At 71.2% G+C, this 25,011-nt stretch carries 16 protein-coding genes; 7 read left to right on the top strand and 9 right to left on the bottom strand.

The genetic code is table 11. The features are described from left to right. The first annotated feature begins 90 nt into the window (after positions 1-90). From EJ357_RS33400 to EJ357_RS33390, 3 genes are all read left to right on the top strand, one after another. Complete coding sequence (locus tag EJ357_RS33400; RefSeq protein WP_126395428.1) at positions 91-1,107, top strand: LacI family DNA-binding transcriptional regulator; 1,017 nt, start codon at positions 91-93, stop codon at positions 1,105-1,107. 89 nt (positions 1,108-1,196) lie between these two features. Beyond that, entirely contained in the window at positions 1,197-3,251 is a 2,055-nt protein-coding gene (locus EJ357_RS33395; protein ID WP_126395427.1) for a glycoside hydrolase family 31 protein, read from the top strand. A gap of 103 nt (positions 3,252-3,354) precedes the next feature. Beyond that, positions 3,355-4,542, top strand: a complete 1,188-nt coding sequence (locus EJ357_RS33390) for a sulfotransferase family protein (RefSeq protein WP_126395426.1) — start codon at positions 3,355-3,357, stop codon at positions 4,540-4,542. 339 nt (positions 4,543-4,881) lie between these two features. Here EJ357_RS33390 and EJ357_RS33385 read toward each other — a convergent pair whose 3' ends face one another. Genes EJ357_RS33385 through EJ357_RS33375 form a run of 3 tightly spaced genes read right to left on the bottom strand, consistent with a single transcriptional unit; the run spans position 4,882 to position 8,542 of the window. Continuing rightward, the gene (locus EJ357_RS33385) at positions 4,882-5,808 is read right to left on the bottom strand and encodes a carbohydrate ABC transporter permease (protein ID WP_126395425.1); all 927 of its coding nucleotides are present in this window, start codon (positions 5,806-5,808) and stop codon (positions 4,882-4,884) included. Continuing rightward, positions 5,805-6,857: an ABC transporter permease gene (locus tag EJ357_RS33380; protein ID WP_126395424.1), complete on the bottom strand. Its 1,053-nt coding sequence runs from the start codon at positions 6,855-6,857 to the stop codon at positions 5,805-5,807. The genes EJ357_RS33385 and EJ357_RS33380 overlap by 4 nt, the downstream gene beginning before the upstream one ends. Further along, complete coding sequence (locus EJ357_RS33375) at positions 6,857-8,542, bottom strand: extracellular solute-binding protein (RefSeq protein ID WP_126395423.1); 1,686 nt, start codon at positions 8,540-8,542, stop codon at positions 6,857-6,859. Before EJ357_RS33375 ends, EJ357_RS33380 begins: the two co-directional genes overlap by 1 nt. A gap of 328 nt (positions 8,543-8,870) precedes the next feature. Between EJ357_RS33375 and EJ357_RS33365 the strand changes: the two genes are divergently transcribed. After that, complete coding sequence (locus EJ357_RS33365) at positions 8,871-11,708, top strand: glycoside hydrolase family 3 C-terminal domain-containing protein (protein WP_126395422.1); 2,838 nt, start codon at positions 8,871-8,873, stop codon at positions 11,706-11,708. Positions 11,709-11,826: 118 nt separating this feature from the next. On the opposite strand, the gene EJ357_RS33360 is transcribed toward EJ357_RS33365, so the two are convergent. The 3 genes from EJ357_RS33360 to EJ357_RS33350 all read right to left on the bottom strand — a co-directional run bounded on the left by EJ357_RS33360 (position 11,827) and on the right by EJ357_RS33350 (position 17,394). Then, entirely contained in the window at positions 11,827-13,272 is a 1,446-nt protein-coding gene (locus EJ357_RS33360; protein WP_126395421.1) for an aldehyde dehydrogenase family protein, read from the bottom strand. 216 nt (positions 13,273-13,488) lie between these two features. Continuing rightward, positions 13,489-15,165, bottom strand: a complete 1,677-nt coding sequence (locus EJ357_RS33355) for a PucR family transcriptional regulator (protein WP_126395420.1) — start codon at positions 15,163-15,165, stop codon at positions 13,489-13,491. 123 nt (positions 15,166-15,288) lie between these two features. After that, positions 15,289-17,394: an ATP-binding protein gene (locus EJ357_RS33350; protein WP_126395419.1), complete on the bottom strand. Its 2,106-nt coding sequence runs from the start codon at positions 17,392-17,394 to the stop codon at positions 15,289-15,291. 173 nt (positions 17,395-17,567) lie between these two features. On the opposite strand from EJ357_RS33350, the gene EJ357_RS33345 reads away from it, so the two are divergent. The 3 genes from EJ357_RS33345 to EJ357_RS33335 all read left to right on the top strand — a co-directional run bounded on the left by EJ357_RS33345 (position 17,568) and on the right by EJ357_RS33335 (position 21,163). Next, positions 17,568-18,680, top strand: coding sequence for a hypothetical protein (locus tag EJ357_RS33345; protein ID WP_126395418.1), 1,113 nt, complete (start codon positions 17,568-17,570; stop codon positions 18,678-18,680). 93 nt (positions 18,681-18,773) lie between these two features. Beyond that, positions 18,774-20,108 carry a 4-aminobutyrate--2-oxoglutarate transaminase gene (gene gabT / locus EJ357_RS33340; RefSeq protein WP_126395417.1) on the top strand — a complete coding sequence of 445 codons (1,335 nt, stop codon included), beginning with the start codon at positions 18,774-18,776 and terminating at the stop codon, positions 20,106-20,108. A 221-nt stretch (positions 20,109-20,329) separates the two neighbouring features. Next, positions 20,330-21,163 (top strand): phosphatase PAP2 family protein, encoded by an 834-nt coding sequence (locus EJ357_RS33335; protein WP_228473217.1) that lies wholly within the window; start codon positions 20,330-20,332, stop codon positions 21,161-21,163. Here EJ357_RS33335 and EJ357_RS33330 read toward each other — a convergent pair. The 3 genes from EJ357_RS33330 to EJ357_RS33320 form a co-directional block, all read right to left on the bottom strand. Then, positions 21,102-22,895: a chitinase gene (locus tag EJ357_RS33330; RefSeq protein WP_175647609.1), complete on the bottom strand. Its 1,794-nt coding sequence runs from the start codon at positions 22,893-22,895 to the stop codon at positions 21,102-21,104. The two genes, EJ357_RS33335 and EJ357_RS33330, sit on opposite strands and share 62 nt — an antisense overlap. Before the next feature lie 104 nt (positions 22,896-22,999). Then, complete coding sequence (locus EJ357_RS33325; RefSeq protein ID WP_126395414.1) at positions 23,000-23,452, bottom strand: hypothetical protein; 453 nt, start codon at positions 23,450-23,452, stop codon at positions 23,000-23,002. 113 nt (positions 23,453-23,565) lie between these two features. Continuing rightward, positions 23,566-24,993: an NAD(P)/FAD-dependent oxidoreductase gene (locus tag EJ357_RS33320; RefSeq protein WP_126395413.1), complete on the bottom strand. Its 1,428-nt coding sequence runs from the start codon at positions 24,991-24,993 to the stop codon at positions 23,566-23,568. Positions 24,994-25,011: the final 18 nt, after the last annotated feature.

The following is a 25,011-nucleotide window of genomic DNA, read 5'->3' as shown; positions in this document are numbered from 1 at the left end:
GCGCGCCAGAGCTAGTGTCGAACCACCCTCACACACGCCCCTGTACGTAGCGCGCACTGTCGAAGCGCTTCGCAAAGCTTGGAGAGCTGGATGGTCACCCTCGCCGAGGTCGCCCAGCACGCCGGAGTCTCGGCGAGCACGGTGAGCTATGTCCTCAGCGGCAAGCGGTCCATCTCCGGGGCCACCCGGCAGCGGGTGGAGCAGAGCATCCGCGAGCTGGGCTACCACCCGAACGCGGGTGCCCGCGCCCTGGCCAGCAGCAGGTCGAACATCATCGCGCTGATGATCCCGCTGCGCACCGACATGTACGTGCCGGTGATGATGGAGATCGCCATCGCGGTGGCCACCACGGCCCGCACCCACGGCTACGACGTCCTGCTGCTGACCGGCGAGGAGGGCCCCGACGCCGTACGCCGGGTCACCGGCAGCGGGCTCGCCGACGCGATGATCCTGATGGACGTCCAGCTGGACGACGAGCGGCTGCCGCTGCTGCGCGGCACCGATCAGCCGTCCGTACTGATCGGCCTGCCCGCCGACACCACCGGGCTGACCTGCGTCGACCTCGACTTCAAGGCGACCGGCGCGCTGTGCGTGGAGCATCTGGCGATGCTCGGGCACCGCGACATCGCTGTCATAGGCGAGGCCCCGGCCGTCTACGAACGGCACACCGGTTTCGCCGAGCGCACCCTCGACGGACTGCGGGCGCGTTCCCAGGAGTTGGGGATGCGGCTGCTGCACCGGCCGTGCGAGGGCGGGTACGACGCGATGGCCGTGACCCTCGCCCGCATCCTCGACGAGCGCCCGAGCACCACCGGGTTCGTCGTGCAGAACGAGTCGGCGGTCGAGCCACTGCTCGCCCTGCTGCGCCAGCAGGGTCGTGCCGTGCCCGAGGACGTGTCGGTGGTCGGTATCTGCCCCGACCAGGTGGCCACCCAGGCGTCGGTGCGGCTGACGTCCGTCTCCATCCCCGCGCAGGAGATGGGCCGGCATGCCGTGGAGCAGCTGGTCGCCAAGCTCGACGGGCGCGGGAGCGACGAAGTCCTGCTGATCGCACCCGAGTTGACGGTGCGGACGAGCACGGGCCCGGCGCCGTCCGCCACGCACTGACCCACCTCACCCGCCGTGCCCTTCCGGGCGCCCCCTGGCCGCACCGCTGTCGCCTTCCTCACCCAGCCGCCCTCTTCAGGAGCGCCCCCGTGAATCAGCCTGCCGAAACACAGCCGTCCCTGCCGGGCACGGTCAGCCTCGCGCAGTCGTCCCCGACCGTCGGCACGTTCCGTGAGCGGGACGGCGCGCTGGAGTGGAGCGGCCGTCAGGAGACCGTGCGCGTCGAGCCGTGGGGTCCGGACGCGGTCCGGGTGCGGACCCGGCTCGGCGGCCCGGTCCTCGACGGGCTCCCCGGGGCGCTGCTGGACTCCGCCCCGGCGACCGAGTCGACCGTCAAGATCGAGGACGGACTGGGCGTGCTGACCGTCGGCGCGCTGACCGTCCAGGTCGACGCCGAAGGCCTGATCCGCTTCCTGCGCACCGAGGACGGCACGGAGGTGCTCGCCGAGGAGCGCGCCCATTTCTGGTGGCCGGGCCCGCGCCTCTACACCGCGGTCGGCAACGGCCACCACCGCCTGGAGCAGCGCTTCGCCGCGTACGACGACGAGAAGCTGTACGGCCTCGGCCAGCACCAGCACGGCCGGTTCGACCAGAAGGGCCTGGTCCTCGACCTGGTCCAGCGCAACGCCGAGGTCGGCATCCCGGTCGTGTCCTCCAGCCGCGGCTACACCCTGCTGTGGAACAACCCGGCGATCGGCCGCGTGGAGCTGGCCGGCAACGGGACGCGCTGGGTAGCCGACTCGGCCCGGCAGATCGACTACTGGATCACCGCGGGCACCCCGGCCGACGGCCAGCGCCGCTACAGCGCGGTGACGGGCCGTACGCCGATGCTGCCCGAGTGGGCGGCGGGCTTCTGGCAGTGCAAGCTGCGCTACCGCACGCAGGACGAACTCCTCGCCGTGGCACGGGAGTACAAGCGCCGGGGCCTGCCCATCTCCGCCATCGTCTGCGACTTCTTCCACTGGACGCACCTCGGCGAGTGGAAGTTCGACCCGAAGGAGTGGCCGGACCCGGCGGCGATGGTGCGTGAGCTGGACGAGCTCGGCATCAAGCTCGTCGTGTCCGTCTGGCCGTCGGTCTCCCCGCTCTCGGAGAACCACCCGGTCATGGAGCAGCGCGGCTACTTCATCGGCACCCAGTACGGCCCGATGGCGCACGCCGACTGGCCCGACAAGGAGGTGGCCTCCACGGTCCAGGTGGCGTTCTACGACGCCACCAACCCGGACGCCCGGCAGTTCGTGTGGTCGAAGGTCAAGCAGAACTACCTCGACCCGTACGGCATCACGGCCTTCTGGCTGGACGCCTGCGAGCCGGAGCTGAAGCCCGGCTTCCAGGAGAACCTGCGCTACTGGACGGGCCCCGGCCTGGAGGTCGGCAACAGCTACCCGGCCGAGAACTCCCGCACGTTCTACGAGGGCCTGCACGCCGCCGGCGAGACCGAGGTGGTGACGTTGAACCGCTCGGCCTGGGCCGGCAGCCAGCGCTACGGCGCCGCCCTGTGGTCCGGCGACATCGGCACCGACTTCCCGACCCTGCGCCGCCAGATAGCGGCCGGCCTCAACACCGCGCTGTCCGGCATCCCCTGGTGGAACACGGACATCGGCGGCTTCCACGGCGGCGACCCGGACGACGAGGCGTACCGCGAGGTGATGGTCCGCTGGTTCCAGTTCGGCGCCCTGTCCCCGCTGATGCGCCTGCACGGCTTCCGCGACCCGGGCATGCCGCTCGGCCCGGCGATGACCGGCGGCCCGAACGAGGTGTGGTCGTACGGCGAGGAGGCCGGCGCGATCCTGGAGAAGTACCTGCGGCTGCGCGAGCGCCTCAAGCCGTACGTCCTCGACGTCATGCGCGAGGCCCACGAGGAGGGCCTGCCGGTGATGCGGCCACTGTTCCTGGAGTTCCCCGAGGACCGGGCCGCCTGGTCGGTCGACGACGCCTACCTGCTCGGCCGTGACCTGCTGGTCGCGCCGGTACTGACGGCGGGCGCGACGACGTGGACGACGTATCTCCCGGCGGGCGCGCGCTGGACGGACGCGTGGACGGGTGAGACGTACGAGGGCGGTGCGACCGTGACGGTCGACGCCCCGCTGGACCGGATCCCGCTGTTCCTGCGGGACGGGGCGCGGCTGCCTGTAGCGGAGTAGCCGTGTCGAAGAGGGCGGCCGGACGATGGAGGTCTTCCGGCCGCCCTCAAGCATGTCCAACTTACCTACACTGCACGCCAGTTGAGCGCGATAGGGTCCCTCCGTGTCCACCCCTCCCCTCACCCTCGCCCTGGCCGACCAGCTGCTGCGGCCGGCCTTCGGCTCCCGCCGCAGCCCCGACCGTGTCTTCGACCGGATCGCCGTGGAAGCGGGAGAGGCGAAGGGGGATGGGCGGTTCGTCGACGACTTCCGGTCGCTGCTGGGCTGGTGGGCGAAGGCCGAGAACCTCACGCCGGTGGGCTGGCAGTCGGCGCAGGCCTTCGTCCGCAGGCATCTCGCCAACCGGGCGCGGGTGCGGGGGCTGATCGCCGAGCACCCGGAGATCGAGCGGGAGCCCATCGACAAGCCGGTGTTCGTGGTGGGCCTGCCGCGCACCGCGACGACGGTCACCCACGCCGTACTGTCGCTGTCCCGGGAGCACCGCAGCCCTCTGCTGTGGGAACTGCTCGCACCCGACCTGGAGTTGCCGCCACGCAAGCGCCGCAAGAGGGTCACGGCGGGCCGCCGTATGGTCCAGGGCACCAACCTGTTCGCGCCGCGCTTCCGCGACATCCACCCGATGGCCGCGGAGGGCCCGGAGGAGTGCACCTTCGCCCTGCCGCACGCGCTGATGCCGCTGTCGCAGGCCCTGATCCCCGAGTACGTGGCGTGGTACCGCGAGCGCGACTTCGTCGAGGACTACCGGTATCTGAAACAGGTCTTCCAGGTCCTCCAGTACGGCCGTCCGCGCCGCCGCTGGATCCTCAAGTCGCCCCTGCACCTGGGCAACCTGGACGCCCTGCACAGGGTGTTCCCGGACGCCACGATCGTGTGGTGTCACCGCGACCCGGTCACCGCCGTGGCCTCGTTCTGCAGCCTGATCGAGCACGGCATGACCGTCAGCACCCGCCCCCTGGACCTGCACGGCATCGGGGCGACCTGGTTCGCACTGCTGAGCCGTGCGATGGAACGCGGCCTGCGGGCCCGTGCCGCCCTGCCCCGGGAGGCACTGGTGGACGCCCCGTACTCCTGGCTCGCCGCCGAGCCCGCCACGGGCGCCCCCAAGCTCTACGCCGCGGTCGGCGCCCGCTGGGGCGACGCCGAGGCGGCCCGGCTCGCCGGGGCCGTGGCCCGCCCGAAGGGCACCCGCCCGCACCGCTACGATCTGGCTCGCTACGGCCTGACCCGCGCCGAGGTCGAGACCGCGTTCGCGCAGTACAACGCACTGCGGGCCGAGGTCGACCGCGCCTGAGACAGGACACGGACCGACCCCGGCCCCGATGCGGTGTCAGCTGCTGCTGACGGTCAGGAGGGCGAGGTAGACGCGGTCGGGATGGGCGGGGTCGACGGCTATGGCTTCGACGCGAGGAGGTTCCAGTCGTCCCAGCGGTATGCCTGGCCGGCGGCGGCCGCGGTCCCGGCGAGAACGGTTCTTCTGCTGGGCTGGGACGAGCGCATGACGCACCTCGTTCTTACAACTGGGGATGCGGATACCTGCCTAGGGGCGCGGGGAACTGCGCGACCAGCCACAACGAAGTCGCAGACAGCGAGCGACCGGTGGCCCTACGGCGCTGTTCTCCACAACTGACCGTCAGCCCTTGATGGCTCCCGTCAACATGCCCTTCTTGAAGTGCCTTTGGACGAAGGGGGAGGCGACCGCGACGGGGATCAGTGCGAGGACCATGACGGCCATCTGCAGCCCCAGCGCGGAGAGCTGCCCCGTACGGACCGCCTGCTGGAGCCCGGCCGGCGCCTCGGTGTTCTTCTGGACCAGCTGGATGAGCACGTTCTGCAGCGGCATCATCTGCTGGTCGGTGAGGTAGATGGAGGCGTTGAACCAGGCGCTCCAGTACCCGACCGCGTAGAACAGGGAGATGACGGCCAGGACCGCCCGGGACAGCGGCATGATGATGGTCAGCAGGATCCGCAGGTCACTGGCCCCGTCGATGCGGGCCGACTCGGTGAGTTCGGGCGAGATCCCCATGAAGAAGGCCCGCAGCACCAGGATGTTGAAGACACTGACCGCGCTCGGCAGGATCAGGGACAGATAGGTGTCGGTGAGGCCCAGTGACTGCACCAAAAGGTACGTCGGGATGAGGCCGGCCCCGAAGAACATGGTGGCCATCATGGTCACCAGGAAGAACCGGTGGCCCAGAGTGCCCGGCCTGGACAGCCCGTAGGCCGCGAGTACGGACACCGTCATGGAGAACAGCGTGCCGAAGAGCGTGACGCCGACCGAGACCATGATCGCCCGGCTGACCTGTCCGCCGCTGAGCAGTTCGGTGTAGTTGACGAAGGTGATGCCCTGGGGGATCACGACCAGACCGCCGACCCGGTCGATCACCGGTTTGGGCGAGAGGCTGGTGACGATCACGATCCACAGCGGCCCGAGGACCCCCAGACAGCACAGGACCAGGAATGCGCCCTTGGCGGTGAGCCCGGCCTTGCTGGGCGGCTCCTCCCACACGGGGCGAGCGGGAGCCTTCAGGCTGCGGATGAGTGTCGTGTTGAGGCTCACTTCTGATACACCCCCTGCTCGCCGAGCAGGTGCGCGACCTTGTTCGCGCCCAGGACGAGACAGACTCCGATGACTCCCTTGACGAGGCCGACTGCGGCCGCGTAGCTGAAGTCGCCGTTCTGGATACCCATGTTCCACACGTAGGTGTCGAGGACCTCGCTGGCTCCCGCACCGACCGCCCACCGCTGGAGCAGGAACTGCTCGAATCCGACGCTCAGCGCGTCGCCCACCCGCAGGACGAGCAGCAGCGCGATCACCGGTCGCAGCGCGGGCAGCGTGACATGCCACATGCGTCGCCAGCGTCCCGCGCCGTCCATGGCGGCGGCCTCGTACAGGTCGGTGCTGACTGCGGACAGGGCCGCGAGGAAGACGATGATCCCCCAGCCGGCGTCCTTCCACACGGCCTGCGCGGTGACCAGGTACTTGAAGAGGTCCGCGTCGGTCATCAGGTCGAAGCCGCTCCACCCGTGCTTCTCCAGGGTCTGGGCGATGATGCCCGCGCCGCCGAGGATCTGCTGGAAGACGGTGACCACGAGGACCCAGGAGAAGAAGTGCGGCAGATACATGATCGCCTGTGCCACGGCCCGTACCCGGGGCCGGATCACGCTGTTGATGACCAGCGCGAGGGCGATCGGGACCGGGAAGAACAGCACCAGTTGCAGCATGAACAGGACGATGGTGTTCTTCGTGGCGCTCCAGAACAGCGGGTCGTCGACCATCCGCGAGAACTGCTCCACCCCGACCCAGGGGCTGTGGAAGATCGCCGTGATGCCGTTGCCGGCGGCGTACGGGTCGTAGTCCTGGAAGGCGACGACGTTGCCGAGCAGCGGGACGTAGTTGAAGATCACGAGCAGGACGATGACCGGCAGGGTCATCAGGATGAGCGCGCGGTCGCGGCGCCACCGGACCCGGAAGGGTACCTTTCCGGCCTTGCCGGCCCTGCGCGGCACGCTCTCCTTCGCGGTGGCCGCGACGACCGCGGCCGCCGGTTCCTCGACCGCCGCGGGGGGACGTGTCCCGTCCGGCCTGCTCCCGGCCGTGAGGGCCATCAGTTGCCACTGCCGTTCTTGTCGAGGAGCTGCTTGTACCAGTCGCGCAGCTTGTCGCCGCCGGAGGACTTCCAGGTGGAGATGGCCTGCTGGACGTCGGACAGCTTCTTGTTGCCGCGCACGAAGTCGATCTCCAGTTGCTCGAACTGGCTGGAGAGGGTGGCGTAGCGGGTCGGCTCGACGATGTTCATGCCGTAGGTGGACGTCTTCTTCACGAAGGCACCCTGCCGCTGCTGCCACTCGACCTGCTTGCGGGCGATCTCGGGGAAGTCGGGGTGGGCCAGGTAAGGAGCCGGGGCCGCCAGCAGCACCCAGGCATTGTTCACCTCCTGGACACCCCGATCGTTCTTGACGGGGACGCCGTCCTTGACCGTGTAGTGGGTGCCCTCGACGCCGTAGTCGACGAACATCCGCTCCTTGGTGCCGTAGGGCGCTGCCGCGAAGTTGGCGGCGGCCAGCGCGTTCTCGACCGTCTCCTTCGAGGCGCCCTTGCGGATCATCGACCAGATGCCGGCGGGCTGGCCGGCGTACAGCGTCGGGGTACCGCCGTCGGCGCCGAAGTAGTCCATGCCGTCGACCTCGAAGTCGGGGTTGGACTGGGCCTGTTCGGTGGTCATGCCGTACCAGCCGGACATGTCGCTGTTGCCGACCAGGGTCTGCCCGGAGGTGAACCGCTGGGTGGGATCGCCCGTGTTTGCCTTGTCGTCGGGATGGACCACACCGGCGGCGAACAGCTTGCGGACCCACTCCAGATGTTCGAGGTACTCAGGATGCTCGATGCGATACGTCAGCTTGCCGTCGCTCCCGATGTTCCAGCCGAGCGGCCCGGCAGGCTGGACACCGAAGAAGCCTGCCGCCGACCATCTCATGTCACCACAGGCCCACACCTTGGCCTTGGCGCTGGTGGCCTCCTTGGCCCAGCTGAGGAACTCGTCGGCCGACTTGGGGACGGTGTAGCCCTTCGTGTCGAAGATGTCCTTGCGGTAGAAGGGCACGATGTTGGGCACGGGGGCGGCGGGCATCGGGATGCCGCGCAGTGCGCCGCCGAAGATGGACATGCGCCAGGCGTCGGAGGGGATCGCGGCCAGGTTCGGGTACTTCTTGACCTTGTCGCCCGCCAGGTAGGGGCCGAGGTCCATGAACTTCGCGGTGACCGCGCTGGAGATCTTGCCGACCAGCTCCCAGCTGGGCACGACCACCATGTCGGGTATGGAGCTGGAGGCGAGGACGGCGCCGAGCTTCTCGCCGTAGGTGTTGCCGTCCTGGTTCTGCCAGGTGATCTTGGTGCCCGCCTCCGCGTCGAGTGCCTTGTAGTACGCGCAATCAGGCTTCGGCGGAGTGCCCCAGAGCGGGGACATGATCTTGAGGGAAGCGCCGGTACCCAGCTTGTCCGGGACCGAGGCGGCGAGGGCCGCGAGGTCGATCTTGCTGGTGTAGCCGGCCGCGGAACCGTTCTTCGACGGAATGTCCGGCTGGGCGATCTTGCTGGCGACGTAGGCCGGGATCAGCTTGTCGGCTGCCTTGCCCGATGTGGCCCCTTCACGCTTCCCGCTGGCCGAACCGCCGCAGGCGGCAAGCAGCGGCATCCCACCGGCCACCGCTGCGGTGGCGACCGCTGTGGAGGCGAGGAAGCTTCTCCGGCTCGGTCCGGAGAAGGCGGAGGCGGAGGCGGCGTTCGGCGTCATTGCGTCAACCCTTCGTGGCGCACCTGGACACCCGGCGGTGGGCCGTCGGCTGCGGTGTCGTAAGTGGAACTGGCTGAGCTGAAGCGATTCTTCGACCTCTGCGGCGCAACTTTCGTAGTCGAAGCGCTTCGATGTTGCTGCGAGGTTAAGTGAAGCCCAGTGGGCACACAAGGGTCGTTCCCAAGATTCCTGTGAGGCCAGGGAAGGGACCTTTCCTTATGCACTGCTTGAAGTCATGGTGCCGATCCCTTGACACCCGCCCTTGCATCGAATGAGCATCGAAGCGCTTCGAAAGCACCGAACCGATCCATCGCAAAGGGATCCCCACGTGACCGCAAACACGCCGCCCACGCCGCCTTTCCGCGATCAGCACCTGCCGTTCGCGAAGCGCATCGACGACCTTCTGTCGCGGCTCACGCTCGACGAGAAGATCGGCTTCCTGCACCAGTTCGTCCCCGCCGTCGAGCGGCTCGGCATCGCGGATTTCCGCACCGGCCAGGAGGCGCTGCACGGCGCGGCCTGGATGGGTCCGGCCACCGTCTTTCCCCAGGCCGTCGGCCTCGGCGCGACCTGGAACACCGATCTCGTACGACGGGTCGGCGAGGCCGTCTCCAAGGAGATCCGCGCGATGCGCGCCCGCGACGACCGGGTGGGCCTGAACGTCTGGTCCCCCACCGTCAACCTGCTGCGCCACCCCCTGTGGGGCCGCAACGAGGAGGGCTACTCCGAGGACCCCAAGCTGACCTCGGCCATCGCCACCGCGTACACCCGCGGCCTGCGCGGCGACCACCCGACGTACTGGCGCACCGCGCCCGTCCTGAAGCACTGGCTCGCGCACAACAACGAGACGAACCGGGACACCACGTCCAGCTCGGTGCGCCCGCGCGTCCTGCACGAGTACGACCTGCGGGCCTTCCGCGAGACGGTCGAGGCGGGCGCGACGGCGGGGGTGATGCCGGCGTACAACCTGGTCAACGGCCGCCCCAACCACGTATCGCCGTATCTGCGCGAGCACCTGCGCACCTGGACCGACGAGGACCTGCTGGTCTGCTCGGACGCGGGCGCGCCGTCCAACCTGGTGGACTCCGAGCACTACTTCGACACCCACGAGGAGGCGACGGCCGCCTCGCTGCTGGCGGGCGTCGACAGCTTCACCGACCACGGCACCGACAGCTCGAAGATCACCGCGCGCGTCCGCGGCGCCCTGGACCGGGGCCTGCTGACCGAGGCTGACATCGACGCGGCCGTCCGCCGCCAGCTCTCGGTGCGCTTCCGGCTCGGCGAGTTCGACCCGGAGTACGACCCGCACGCGCTCACCAAGGACTTCGACACCCCGGCCCACCGCGATCTCGCGCAGGAGGCGGCGGAGCAGTCGGTAGTCCTGCTCAAGAACAACTCGGGCCTGCTGCCGCTCGCGCCCGACACCCGGCTCGCGGTGGTCGGCCTGCTCGCCGACGAGTGCAAGCTCGACTGGTACAGCGGCACGCTCATCCACCGCTCGACCCCGCTGGAGGGCTTGTACGAGCGGTTCGGCGTGGAGCGGGTGGAGTTCGCGGAGGGCGTGGACCGCGTCCTGCTGAAGACCTCGGCCGGAACCTTCCTGCACGTCCCCGAGGCCGACGCCGCCGACGAGGTGCGCGGCGCCGAGGGCGCCCTCGACCCGGCGCTGCTGGCGGGCCGCACCGACCTGCCCCCGCTGACCACCGACCCGGCCGGCACCGAACTCGCGCTCGTCGACTGGGGCGAGGGCGTGCTGACCCTGCGCGCACCGGACGGCCGCTACCTCTCCGTCGCCGAGGACGGCCGTGTCCGCGCCTCCGCCGACCAGCCCGGAGGCTGGGTCGTCCAGGAGACATTCCGCCTGGAACCACATGAGAACGGACACCTCCTGAGGCACATCGGTACGGGTCGCCATGTCTCGGTCGCCGCCGACGGCGTCAGGGTTGCCGAAGAGAATCCCGAGATCTTCGAGCTGGTCGTCGTCGAGCGGGGCGAGGACGCGGTAACGCGGATCACCTCGCAGGCCGACGTGGTCCTGGTGGTCGCGGGCAACGACCCGCACATCAACGGCCGCGAGACCGAGGACCGTACGACGCTCGCCCTCCCCGCCCACCAGGAGCGGCTGCTGCGCGCGGCCCACGCGGCCAACCCGAACACCGTGCTGGCGCTGGTGTCGGCGTACCCGTACGCCATCGACCACGGGTCCCTGCCGGCGATGCTGTGGATGTCCCACGGCGGCCAGGCGGCCGGCGCCGCCCTGGCCCGCGTCCTGGCCGGTGACGTCTCCCCCGCGGGACGCCTCCCGCAGACCTGGTACGCCACCGACTCCGACCTGCCCGGCCTCCTCGACTACGACGTGATCGGCAGCCGTCAGACGTACCTGTACTTCGAGGGCACCCCGCTGTTCCCGTTCGGCCACGGCCTGTCGTACGCGGCCTTCTCGTACGCCGACCTGAGGACGACGGTGGACGGCGACGCGCTGAAGGTCTCCTTCACGGTCACGAACACCGGCGACGTGACGTCCGACGAGGTGGCCCAGCTCTACACACGCGCCGTGGACCCGGCCGTGCCGCGCCCGCGCCGCGAGCTGCTGGCGCACGACCGGGTGCGCCTGGAACCCGGTGAGCAGCGGGAGCTGTCCTTCGAAGTCCCCTTGCGGGCCTTCGACTTCTGGGACGTGGCGCGCGGCGGTTGGCGCCGCGAGGCGGGCCCGTACGAGCTGCTGGCGGGCGCCTCCAGTGAGGACATCCGCCTGCGCACGACCGTGCTCCTGGACGGTGAGGCCCCGGCACCCCGCCCCGTCACCCGGCTCGGCCTGGGCGCGGCCGACTTCGACGAGCAGAGCGGCGTCGCGATCGTCGACCGCACGAAGACGTCGGGCGACGCGGTGACGGCGGCGCAGGGCAGGTCGGGCGAACTGGTCTACCGGGACTGCGACTTCGGGGGCGGCGTCACGGAGGTGACGGCCACGGTGTCCGGCGACGGAGTGGTCGAGATCTCGCTGGACGGGGGTCCGGCACTCGCCGTACTGACGCCCCAAGCGCCGGACGAGAACCCGTACGACTACACGACGCTGAGCGCCGGTTTCATCGCCGAGGGCGTCCACAACGTCCACATCAGGCTGCGCGGACCACTGCGGCTCGCGCACGTCGGCTTCTCCGGTTGAGGGTCCGGACGAGGCCGACGCGAAGAAGGGGCCCGGCACCGGAAGGCATCGGTGCCGGGCCCCTTCGGGGATTCTATGTGAAAATGGTTCCCATTAGCTAGGGGTGGGGCGGCAACACTCAGAGAGCGAGGCCCGTGAGGACCATCACGCGCTCGTAGGTGTAGTCGTCCATCGCGAACTTCACGCCCTCACGCCCCACACCGGACTGCTTGGCACCGCCGTAGGGCATCTGGTCGGCACGGTAGGAGGGCACGTCACCGATGACGACACCGCCGACCTCCAGTGCCCGGTGGGCCCGGAAGGCGGTCTGCAGGTCGTGCGTGAACACCCCTGCCTGGAGGCCGTACTTGGAGTCGTTGACGGCGGCGAAGGCGGCGGCCTCCCCGTCGGCCTTCTGCACGGTGAGGACGGGGCCGAAGACCTCCTCGCAGGCGAGGGTGACGTCGGACGGTACGTCCGTGAGGACGGTCGGCGCGTAGGAGGCGCCGTCGCGCTTGCCACCGGTGAGGAGGGCGGCCCCGGCGGCGACGGCCTCGTCCACCCACGTCTCTACGCGCTTGGCGGCGTCCTCGCTGACCAGCGGCCCGACGTCGGTCGCGTCGTCGCCCGGGTCACCGGTGACCTGGGCCTCGACGGCGGCGACGATGCGCGGCACGAGCCGGTCGTACACGGACGCGTCCGCGATCACCCGCTGCACGGAGATGCAGGACTGGCCGCCCTGGTAGTTGGAGAAGGTGGCGATGCGGGTGGCCGCCCAGTCGAGGTCCTTCTCGCTCGCGAAGTCGCCGAGCACGACCGCAGCGCCGTTGCCGCCCAGCTCCAGGGTGCAGTGCTTGCGCGGCACCGAGTCCATGATCGCGTAACCGACCGTCTCGGAGCCGGTGAAGGAGATCACGGGCAGGCGGGGGTCCTGGACGAGCGCGGGCATACGGTCGTTCGGCACCGGGAGGATGCTCCAGGCGCCGGCGGGCAGCTCGGTCTCGGCGAGCAGCTCACCGATGACCAGCCCGGACAGCGGGGTGGCCGGGGCGGGCTTGAGGATGATCGGCGCGCCGGCGGCGATGGCCGGGGCGATCTTGTGGGCGCACAGGTTCAGCGGGAAGTTGAACGGCGCGATGCCGAGCACGACGCCCTTGGGGAAGCGCCGCGTGAAGGCGAGCCGCCCCTGGCCGCCGAGGTCGGTGTCGAGGCGCTGGGCCTCGCCGCCGTTGAACCGCCGGGCCTCCTCGGCCGCGAACCGGAACACGGACACGGCACGGCCGACCTCGCCGCGGGCCCACTTGACGGGCTTGCCGTTCTCGGCGGAGATCAGCCGGGCGATCTCCTCGGTCCGCTCGACGAGGCGCCGGCTGACGTGGTCGAGGGCGGCGGCACGCACATGGGCGGGCGTCGCGGCGAACTCGTCCCGGACGGCGTACGCGGCGGCCACGGCCTCCTCGATCTGCGCGTCCGTCGGCACACTCACCGTGCCGACGACCCGCCCGTCCCAGGGGGAGGTGACATCAAAGCTGTCCTCGCCACTGACCTGGCGACCGGCGAGCCAGAAGGCGTGGGTGGAAGTCATGTCGATCCCGGCCCTTCCGCGTTAGGGGTGTCCTGGTGTGTCGGGGTCCACGGTAGGGGCGCGCGGGCGGAGGGGCGTTTGTCCGAGGTGTAGTGATGGAGGCCGGGGGTGTGCCGGTTTGGCGGGGTCGCGCAGCGCAGCCCTTCCGGCGTTCGAGGACGAGGCCCGTTCAGCGCGGCGGGGGCGAAATCGCCGGGCCCGCACCGCCCACCCCGCCTACTCGGCCGACGTGGCCTTCAACGCCAGCCAAAGCTCCATCCGCACATCGGCGTCGTCCAGCGAACGCCCCAGGATCTCCTCCACCCGCCGCATCCGGTAGCGCAACGTGTGCCGATGCACCCCCAGGTCCGCTGCCGCCGCGTCCCACTGCCCGTGCCGCGACAACCACGCCCGCAGCGAGGCCACCAGGTCTCCGCGCCCGGTCGCGTCGTGCTCGTGCAGTGCCCGCAGCAAACCGTCCGCGAACGCCTTCACCGCGTCGTCCGCGAGCAACGGCAGCACGGACCCGGCAGCCAGCTGCTCGTGCTCCACGCACACCCGCCCCCGCCGCCGGGCCACCGACACGGCCTGCTCGGCCTGCTTGTACGCCGCCGCGGCGGCGATGGGCCCCGCCGGTGCCGAGAGCCCCACGACCAGCTCGTCCTCGTCGGCGCCGCGCCCCTCGGGTACGGTCCCCGCCCGCGCCGCCTCCAACGCCGCCGCGTACTCCGCGCACCTAGCGACCGCCGCGCCCCCGTCCGCCGCGAGCACCACCACCCGAGCCGCTTCGCCCTCTCCCTCCGGCACCACGAGCACCGCCTCCCCGGCCCGCGCCGCCGCGGACTCCACGACCTCGGTGAGCGCACCCAGCGGATCACCGCCCGCCTCGGAGGCGGCGACCAGCACCGCGGCGGACGTCGTGGAGAGCGCCACCCGGGCCCCGGAGTCCACGACCCGCGCCGCCGACACCGGCGCCGCCTCGGCGACGATCACCCGGAAGGGCGCGTCCAGCAGTTCGCCGTACAGGTCCCCCGCCACGGCCCGCGCGTGATCGGGCTCCCCGGCGAGCAGCATGCGCAGCACCGCCGCCCCCACCCGCTGCTCGGCCGCGTGCAGCGACCGCGACCGCTCGGTCGTCAGCGTCAGCAGCGCGATCGCCGAGTGCACCGCGTACCGCTCCGCCGTGCCCAGCGCCGCCGCCGTGCCGACGGCCAGCGCGGCGCGGGGCCGCCGCCCGGTCCCCAGCGTGTGCAGCTCCACCCGGTCCTCGTGCTCCGGCCCGCCCACCACCGACGACGCCGGCGCGGGCCGCTCCCGCAGCCGCTCCACGTCCGCCGTGAGCCGCGCCGCCCGCCGGCCCGCCCACTCGGGCGCCGTCGCGACGACGGCACCGGACGCGTCGTACAGCGCCGCCCAGCCGTTCACCTGCGCCGCCAGCGCGGCCAGCAGCCCGTCCGGCCCGTCGGTCAGCGCCTGCTTCGTGAGCTCCCGTTGCGCGGCGAACCCGGCTGTCACCGCCCGGTACTGGTCCGCCGCGATCGCCGCCGACACGGCCTTGCTGATGGCGAGGAAGGGCGTGCGGCGCGGCACCTCCAGCAGCGGCAGGTCCTCCTCCGCCGCCGCGTCGACCAGCGCCTTGGGGATGTCGTCATAGTTGACGCCGACCGCGAAACCGAGCCCGACCACGCCCGCGCCCACCAGGCGCCGCACATAGCGCCGCATCGTCTCGGGGTTCTCCGCGTCCAGCTTGAGCGCGGTGATCAGCAGCAGCTCCCCGCCCTCCATATAGGGGACGGGATCGGCGAGCTCGCTGACATGCGCCCACCGCACGGGCACGTCCAGGCGGTCCCCGCCCGCCCGCACGGTCAGCTTGAGCGCGGAGTGGTGGACGAGCGAGGCGAGCGTGGGGGGCATGAGGCCTTCAGTCGGTGTGATCGCGGTGATCTCGGTGATCTTTTAGCCGCCATGTATGAACGACCTGTGCCGATTCTGCCTCACCGTACGGTCGCCGCGTGGCCCCGCGCCCGTTTACCGAGGTCACCCCCGCAGGTTCACCAGCAACGGCGGCGCGTGCTCCCCCTGGACGCTGGTGAGCGACAGCACCGCGTGCCCCGGCGGCACCCCGTGCGCCAGCTCGGACGCCGACCACCGCTCCCGCTCGACCTGGCGCACGGTCACCGCCCGCGCGGTCGGCGCCTTGCCGGTGATCACCCGCCGCAGCGCGTGCACCGCCTTCCCGGCCGGCGTCTCCGCGATGATCTGCCGGTCGGTGACGTCCCGCGCCTCGGTCCACTCCTTGCCCCAGACCTCGGCGAAGTCCTGCCCGTCCCACGGCGTGACCCCGGCCAGCGCCATCCGGCACCCGGTCGACCCCAGCAGCGGTCCGCGCAGCGGCCTCGGTACGTCGTCCAGGGTGCGCAGCGTGAGGACGGCGCCCGCGTTGCCCGACCGCAGCCGCTGGATGCCCCGGACGGCCTCGGGCGTCACGACCCCCGTCGCGTCGTCCAGCACCAGGCAGGCGAACAGCGAGCGGTCCTCCCGTACCGCGATACTCGCCGTGAACTGGGCCAGCACCAGCCGCGCCAGCATCCGCGAGGCCTCGGCGTGCCCGCGCGCGGGCAGGTCGATGCGGACCCGGACGGGGTGGTCGAGGGCCTTCAGCGAGAAGGGGCGCGACTGTCCGGACGTGTCGAAGAAGCCCGCGAACGCCGGCCGGTCGAGCAGCGCCAGCCGGTCCGCGAGCACGGCCGACACATCACCGGGGTGCCCCGACTGCCGCTCGCGCGCGTCCAGTTCGCGCAGCAGCGACTCCTGCCCGGAGCCCTCCAGAGCCGTGCGCAGCACGCCGAGCGCCCCGGGCGCGCCGTCCAGCAGCTGGCGCAGCTCCGGCACGGACGGGAAGCGGTCGTGCACCGCCCGGAACGGCCCGAGGAGCTGGGCCAGCACGGTCGTGGAGCGCCGGCTGTCGCTGCCCGGATGCGCGTCGGCGAGGTCACCGACGAGCGCCTCGGCGAGCACGGCCGCGGCCTCGTCGGGGTCGCCGGTGCCGCCGTACAGGTCCAGGTCGTGGACGGAGTCCGGGTTTCCGATCCGTACGACGACGTCGTACGCGTCCGCCGGTCCGAGCCCCGCGCCCGCCGCGCCGACCACGACCACGGCGGCCCGCCCGGCCAGCGCGTGCAGGCACAGTGACTCGGCGAGCGGTCGCACCACGGTCCCCGTCTTGCCGGACCCGGCCGGGCCGACGGCGAGCAGGGAGGTGCCGAGCAGGTCGGGTCCGAGGCCGAGGCCGGCGCCACGGTAGGCGTAGGGGTTGCGCGGGTCTTCGGCGGTGGTGCCGAGCCGCACCTGACCGGTGACCAGGTCGTGGCGGGCGGTCCGGGCGGGCAGGTCGCGCTCGCCCGACGGGTGCAGGCAGGCGGCGGCGCCTTCCCTGAGCACGGCACCGCTGAAGGTGGCGAGGTCGTGCCGTCCACTGCGCACGCCCTGCCAGGCGCGGGTGATCCGGGCGTAGTCGACGTCGCGCATCACTCCGGACCGCGCGTCGGCGGCGAGCCGTTCGGCGGCGTCGGCGGCTCCGGCGGCGCGCAGCGCGGGCCAGGACGCGGGGTCCTGCTCGGGGGCCGGCGGACGCTCGGGCGCGGGGGCGGCGCGACGCCAGGCGGGCGGGCCATAGCGGCGCCAGACCTCGCCCCAGCGGCCCAGGCGGCCGACGGCCACCAGGATGCCGAGGATGATCACGGCGTAGTAGCCGTACCAGAGGATCACGTTTCCCGCGTCGCCGTTGCGGCGCCAGGAGTCCGGGACGAGGAGCTCGACGGGCAGCACCCACCAGCCGCCGAGGTAGCCGTTCCACAGCAGGGACCAGACGAGCCAGCCCACGAGGAACGCCACCAGCGCTCCGCTCAGCAGCTGCCGCGCCGGAATCTGCTCCGGTTCCTCGTCCGGCCGGGGCACATGCCCGAACCGCCACACGCCCGGCGCCGCCTCCGGTCGCGGTGCCCGCAGCCAGGTCAGGAAGGCGGAGCTGTCCGGTGCCCGCGTCGGCCGCGGCGGCACCGCGGGGACCTCCGGCGGCACCGCCGGACGCGGCACCGGCGTCGCGTGCGTGCCCCGCGCGTCCTGCGTCCCGTCGCTGTCCATCGCCCTTGCCCCCTGACCAGCCGTTCCATCGGATGCATGCACCATCAGCGAGTCAATCTAACGCCCTCTCCTGGGGAGTTCACCGCTTACGCGGCCGACGGAACGGACCGAGATGCTCCGGATATCGTCGTGGCTTGCCTCCCACGCGCGGAACAGGAGACGGAGACTCCCCGGTGACGGACCAACTACCCCTCGGCGAAAAGGACTTGACCGGCATTGCGGGCGTCGCCTGGGACGATGCGGCGACTCGGCGGGCCTGGTGGCGGCAGACGGGGCGGAGCCTGCTGATCGTCGGGGTGTGCGCCGCATGGTGGACCTGGTACTCCGGAACCACCGTCGCGGTGCGCGAGCGGGTGGTCTGGCCGACCGTGGCGTTCTTCCTCGCCTCGCTCATCGGCCTGCCCCTCCACCTGCTGGCCGAACTCCCCAACGCCTGGCGCGTACGCCGCCTCCTGCGCGCCCACCCCTGGCGCACCGTGGACAACCCGCGGCACGGCCTCTCGGGCCACGCGAGGGCCCGGAACGTGAACGACGCCTGGTTCGAGGTCCCCGACCCCGACGCCCCCGGACGCCGTCTGCCCTTGATCATGAAGGTACCCCTGTGGTGGGGCCGGCGCATGGAGCGCTCCGCCCCCGCCGACCGCAGGGCCCAGATCTCCCGGCTCTGGTACTGCGGCCTCCTCGACGACCAGGTCGTCATCGCCGCCTCCCGCACCGCACAGGAGGCACCCCGCCGCCTGCGCCACCGGTATCTGCGCCACGGACTGCTGCCGGACAGCCCCGAACGGACGGACGTCCCGCTTCCGGACCCCGCCGGCAGCGCGCTCTCCCATCCGGCGACGGCACACGTGATGCGCCGCCGCCTGTTCAACCGGGTCGCCGCACTGCTCCTCGTCTGGCCGGCGGTGCTCGCGGTCCAGATCGCCGAGATCGTCGCCGACGAGGGCCACGACCTGATCGGGCTGGTCGTGTTGGGCGCGCTGTTCGAGGTGACGCTCCTCCCGGTCCACGTCTTCGTGATCGTCGCCACCCGCCGCATGGCCCGGAGGCTGGCCGAGCACCCCTGGCGCTGCGTCGACTGCGAGATCCGCAGCCGCGGCAACCAGCAGCTGATCAAGGTCGACGGCCGCACGCTGACGCCCAGCCCGTTCCGGGCCTACGTCGACCAGCGGGCGAGCCGGCTGTGGATCGCGGGCCCAGCGCAGGGCCCCTGCGTCGTCTCCGTCCCCGGAGGCGCCGAACCGATCGGCGTCGCTATGTCCACGACGGACAACCGCAGCCGCTGACAACGCCCACATGGAGCATGCCCACCCCCCGCTCACGGCCCTAGCCTGCGAGAAAAGAGAAGACAAACGTCCGTAAAACCCCGGGAGCCCCTCATGAGCGCACTTCCTCAGGAGCGCCGCGTCGTCACCGCCATCCCCGGCCCGAAGTCGCAGGAGCTGCAGGCCCGCCGTACCGCCGCCGTCGCTCAGGGCGTGGGCTCCGTACTGCCCGTGTTCACCGCGCGTGCGGGCGGCGGCATCATCGAGGACGTCGACGGCAACCGGCTCATCGACTTCGGTTCGGGCATCGCCGTGACGTCCGTCGGCGCATCGGCCGAGGCCGTCGTACGCCGGGCCACCGCCCAGCTCGCCGACTTCACCCACACCTGTTTCATGGTCACGCCCTACGAGGGCTACGTCGCCGTCGCCGAGGCGCTGGCCGAGCTGACGCCGGGCGACCACGCCAAGAAGTCGGCGCTGTTCAACTCCGGCGCCGAGGCCGTAGAGAACGCCGTCAAGATCGCCCGTGCGTACACCAAGCGCCAGGCCGTCGTCGTCTTCGACCACGGCTACCACGGCCGTACGAACCTCACGATGGCGCTGACCGCGAAGAACATGCCGTACAAGCACGGCTTCGGCCCGTTCGCGCCCGAGGTCTACCGCGTGCCGGTCGCCTACGGCTACCGCTGGCCGACCGGCCCGGAGAACGCGGGCCCCGAGGCCGCCGCGCAGGCCATCGACCAGATCAGCAAGCAGGTCGGCGCCGAGAACGTCGCCGCGGTCATCATCGAGCCGGTGCTCGGCGAGGGCGGCTTCATCGAGCCGGCCAAGGGCTTCCTGCCGGCGATCCGCGAGTTCGCCTCCGCCAACGGCATCGTGTTCGTCGCGGACGAGATCCAGTCCGGGTTCTGCCGTACGGGTCAGTGGTTCGCGTGCGAGGACGAGGGCATCGTCCCCGACCTGATCACCACCGCGAAGGGCATCGCCGGCGGTCTCCCGCTCGCCGCCGTGACCGGCCGCGCCGAGATCATGGACGCCGCCCACGCGGGCGGCCTGGGCGGCACGTACGGCGGCAACCCGGTCGCGTGCGCCGGTGCGCTCGGCTCCATCGAGACGATGAAGGAGCTCGACCTCAACACCAGGGCGAAGGCGATCGAGGCGACCATGAAGGCCCGCCTCACCGCAATGGCCGAGAAGTTCGACATCATCGGCGACGTCCGCGGCCGTGGCGCCATGATCGCCATCGAGCTGGTCAAGGACCGCGCCACCAAGGAGCCCAACCCGGAGGCGACCGGCGCGCTCGCCAAGGCCTGCCACCAGGAGGGCCTGCTGGTCCTGACCTGTGGCACCTACGGCAACGTGCTCCGCTTCCTGCCCCCGCTGGTCATCGGCGACGACCTCCTCAACGAGGGCCTCGACATCATCGAGCAGGCCTTCGCCCGCATCTGAGACCCCACCAAAACCACTGGTGAGCGACGGGTCCCCGGCCCGGGAACCTCATCCGCCCCAGCCCCGGCACCGCTCGCGGTTCCGGGGCTGGGGCGGCTACCGTCAGAGCGTGTGAAGAAGGTGTGCGAGGTGGATGTCAGGACGCGATTCCGCCTGTCTTACGCCCTCGCCCTGTCGTAGGTTCTAAGCAGATGAGAGATACACCCCGCCCAGAGGGGACTCTGGGTGACATCGGGCCGAGGCCTCCCCAGCTTCGACCTGGTCGTGCCCTCGCGCACACAACCGGCGCCTCCGGCTCCGGATCTCCTCACCGATCGGACAGTCGCCCGCCCCAAACCCCCCGGGGCGCGCGACCATCCGATCCGGACGGCCGCCTCGGAACCACCCCCCCTGTTCCGGGGCGGCCGACCTCCCTCTTCCTCTTTCTCGGACTTCCGGCCCTCCTCTTCGCCCTGATCACCTGGCAGGTCGAAGCGGACGGGCCGCTTGTGCGTGTGGACGAGCGGGCCTCCCGAGCCCTGATCCGCCCGGACGGCGTCTCCGAGTTCCTCGCCGACCTCGGCAACGTCCAGGTGGCGGTCCCGGTCCTCGCCGCGGTCCTCCTCCACGTCGCCCGCCGGGCCCGCCTCACTGGTACAGACCGGTGGTGGCTGCCGGCCACCGCGGCGGCGGTCCTGATGGCGCTGGTCCCGGCCCTGGTGGTGCCCCTCAAGGAACTCACCGACCGCCCGGGCACTTCGGCCGTTCCTCCTGGGACCGGCTACTACCCCTCCGGGCACACCGCCACGGCCGCCGTCGCCTACGGCGCCGCCACCCTGCTCCTCCTCCCCTGGCTGCGCAGCGCCTACGCGCGCCGTGAGCTCGTCATCGCCTGCGTGGTGGTCAACGCGGCCGTCGGCCTCGGCCTGATCCGGCGCGGCTACCACTGGCCACTGGACGTCGTGGCCAGTTGGTGCCTGGGCGCGGTGCTCCTGGTCTCGTTGTGGCTCTTCCTCAGCCGAAGTAGCCGTCGAACGTCCGCTGGAACTCCCAGCCGCCGTACCGGTCCCAGTTGATCGACCACGTCATCAGGCCGCGCAGCGCGGGCCAGGTGCCGTGGGTGGCGTACGAGCCGCAGTTGGTCTTCTTCGTCAGGCAGTCGAGGGCCTTGGTGACCTCGGCCGGGGGGACGTGGCCGTTGCCCGCGTTGGTCGAGGCGGGCATGCCGATGGCCACCTGGTCGGGGCGCAGCGGCTGGAAGACGTTGCTCGCGTTGCCCGCGACCGGGAAGCCGGTCAGGAGCATGTCGGTCATGGCGACGTGGAAGTCGGCGCCGCCCATGGAGTGGTACTGGTTGTCCAGGCCCATGATCGGGCCCGAGTTGTAGTCCTGGACGTGCAGCAGCGTCAGGTCGTCGCGCAGGGCGTGGATGACCGGGAGGTACGCCCCCGCCCTCGGGTCCTGGCCGCCCCACGGGCCGGTGCCGTAGTACTGGTAGCCGAGCTGGACGAAGAAGGTCTCCGGGGCCATCGTCAGCACGAAGTCGTCGCCGTACCTGGCCTTCAGGGTCTTCAGGGCCGAGATGAGGTTGACGATCACCGGTGTCCTCGGGTTCTTGAAGTCCGTGTCGTCGGCGTTCAGGGAGAGCGAGTGGCCCTCGAAGTCGATGTCCAGGCCGTCGAGGCCGTACTCGTCGATGATCTTCGACACCGACGTGACGAAGGTGTCCCGCGCCGCCGCGGTCGTCAGCTGCACCTGGCCGTTCTGGCCGCCGATGGAGATCAGCACCTTCTTGCCGGCCGCCTGCTTGGCCTTGATCGCCGCCTTGAAGTCGGCGTCGCTCTCGACGTTCGGGCACTCGGTGACGGGGCAGCGGTCGAAGCGGACGTCTCCGGAGGTGACCGACGTCGGTTCGCCGAAGGCCAGGTCGATGACGTCCCAGCTGTCGGGGACGTCGGCCAGGCGGGTGTAGCCGGAGCCGTTGGCGAAGCTCGCGTGGAGGTAGCCGACCAGGGCGTGCGCCGGGAGGTCCGTGTCCCCGCCGCCCGGCTGGGCGGTGGTCGTGGCCGTCACGGTGGCCGACTTCGCGGACTCGCCCGCCTCGTTCACCGCGCTGACCTGGAAGGCGTACGCCGTGGAGGGCGAGAGTCCGCCGACCGTCGCCGAAGTGCCGGTCACCGTCTGGATCTTGGAGCCGTCGCGGTGGACGGCGTAGCCGGTCGCGCCCGGGACCGACGTCCAGGACAGGGCGACGCTGGACGAGGTGACCGCGCCCGTCTTGAGGCCGGTGGGTGGCGCGGGCGGCTGACCGGCGTCCACTGCGGGGCCGACCAGTGAGATGTCGTCGGCGTAGTAGGCACCGGTGCCGTACCAGCCGTGGGTGTAGAGGGTGACGCGGGTGGTGGAGGGGCCGGTGCGGAAGGTCGTCGTGAGCTGCTGCCAGGTGGGGGCCGACTGGGTCCAGGTGGAGACGTCGGTGGTGCCGGTGCCGCTCGCGCCGAGATAGACGTACGAACCGCGGACGTGGCCGGACAGCGTGTACTGGGAGTCCGGTCTCACGGTCACCGTCTGCGCGCACCGGGCGTTGTCGCCGCCGGCCGGGGTCGCCTGCAGCGCGGAACTGCCGCTTCGCACGGGCGAGTTCACGGTCGTACCCGCCGTGCAGGTCCAGCCGTCGAGGCCCGCCTCGAAGCCGCCGTTGCGGGCGAGGTCCGCGTCGGCCGCACTGGCGGCCGACGAGAGCGCGGTGAGGCCGGACAGGGTCAGGGCCGCGGCGGTGAGCAGGGCGAGGGGTCTGAAGCGATCCACAAGTGCCTCCGGGCATGGGGGAATTGGAGGGTGGAGCCGCCCACAACTTGGTCCAGACCAATCTGTCTGTCAAGACCCCCCAAGGGGACCAGGAATTTCGCGGGCTACCCCTCCCCCTCCGTGGCCAGCCCCGCCGCCGCCTCATGCATGGCCAGCTCCAGGAGGGCCGGGTCGGTGAGGGTGCCGCTGCCGTCCGGTGGGACCAGCCAGCGGATGCCGCCGGTGGCGCGGCCCGGGTACGGGACGACGATCCAGGTGCCGGCACCGGCCGTACGGATACCGGTGCCGAGCCAGCGGGCAGCCGTGCCCGGCGGCACGAAGAAGCCCATGCGCGAGTCGCCGAAGTCGACCAGGACCGGGCCGAGTTGGTCGAGGATGCGGGTGAGGACGTCCAGGGTCGGATAGCCGAGCTCGCCCGGCAGGATCAGTACGTCCCAGGCCTTGCCTGCCGGCAGCAGCGCCACCCCGAGGGGGTTGCGCTCCCACTCCCAGCGGCAGGCTTCGGGATTCGGAGCAACGGATGTCAGCCACTCGACCGCCGGCTTCGGCGCTGTCATGACGGCGACCTCCCTTTCCTTCGTGGACGCCGGTCGCGTCACGGAAGAGAGGGAGGTCACCCCGCGGCATTACGCGGGTTCACTGCACCAATCTGAAGTGATCTGGGTCACATTCAGCTGTCGAACCCGAGGCCCAGCCTGTCCATCGTCCTCAGCCACAGATTGCGCCGCCCCCCGTGCGCGTCCGCGCGGGCCAGCGACCACTTGGTGAGCGCGATGCCGGTCCAGGCGAACGGCTCCGGCGGGAAGGGCAGGGGCTTCTTGCGGACCATCTCCAGCTGGGTCCGTTCCGTGTGCTCCCCCGCCAGCAGGTCCAGCATCACGTCCGCGCCGAACCGGGTCGCGCCGACGCCGAGTCCCGTGAAGCCCGCCGCGTACGCCACCTTGCCCTGATGGGCCGTCCCGAAGAACGCCGAGAAGCGAGAGCAGGTGTCGATCGCGCCGCCCCACGCGTGCGTGAAGCGGACGCCCTCCAGCTGCGGGAAGCAGGTGAAGAAGTGCCCGGCGAGCTTGGCGTACGTCTCCGGGCGGTCGTCGTACTCGGCGCGGACCCGGCCGCCGTACGGGTAGATGGCGTCGTAGCCGCCCCAAAGGATGCGGTTGTCGGCGGAGAGGCGGAAGTAGTGGAACTGGTTCGCCGAGTCGCCGAGGCCCTGGCGGTTCTTCCAGCCGATCGAGGTGAGCTGGTCCTCGGTGAGCGGCTCGGTCATCAGGGCGTAGTCGTAGACCGGGACCGTGTAGGCGCGGACCCGCTTGACCAGGTTCGGGAAGATGTTCGTGCCGAGGGCGACCTTGCGGGCGCGGACCTGGCCGTAGGGGGTGCGCACGGCCATGCCGGCGCCGTACGGCTTCAGGGTGAGGGCGGGGGTGTGCTCGTGGACGCGGACGCCGAGGTCCAGGCATGCCCGCTTCAGTCCCCACGCCAGCTTGGCCGGGTTGACCATGGCGACGCCCCGGCGGTCGTAGAGGCCCGCCTGGAAGGTCGGTGAGTCGACCTGTGCCCGCACCGCGTCGGCGTCGAGGAACTCGATGCCCTCGGCGAGGCCCTTCTCCCGCAGCTCCTCGTACCAGTCGCGCAGCTCCCACGCCTGGTACGTCTCGGTGGCGACGTCGATCTCGCCGGTGCGCTCGAAGTCGCAGTCCAGGGAGTAGCGGGCGACCGCCTTCTCGATCTCGTCGAGGTTGCGGACGCCCAGCTCCTGGAGCTTGTGGATCTCGTCCGGCCAGCGGGCGAGCCCGTTGGGCAGACCGTGGGTGAGGGAGGCGGCGCAGAAGCCGCCGTTGCGGCCCGAGGCGGCCCAGCCCACCTCGCGGCCTTCGAGCAGCACCACGTCCCGCTGCGGATCGCGCTCCTTGGCGATGAGCGCGGTCCACAGTCCGCTGTATCCGCCGCCGACGACCAGCAGGTCGCAGGTCTCGGCGGTGGTGAGAGCGGGCTCCGGGTGGGGCTTGCCGGGGTCTTCCAGCCAGTACGGGACCGGCTGGGCTTCGGATAGTGCCTTCGTCCAGTGATTGCCAGAACTCATGGCGCTTGGGGCCATGATTTCAACTCCCTACAG

Origin of the sequence: Streptomyces cyaneochromogenes (assembly GCF_003963535.1) — a bacterium.
In the GTDB taxonomy this organism is placed as follows: Bacteria; Actinomycetota; Actinomycetes; order Streptomycetales; family Streptomycetaceae; genus Streptomyces; species Streptomyces shaanxiensis.
Note: the sequence above shows the minus strand (reverse complement) of the source record. Positions and strands in the feature narration are given on the sequence as shown.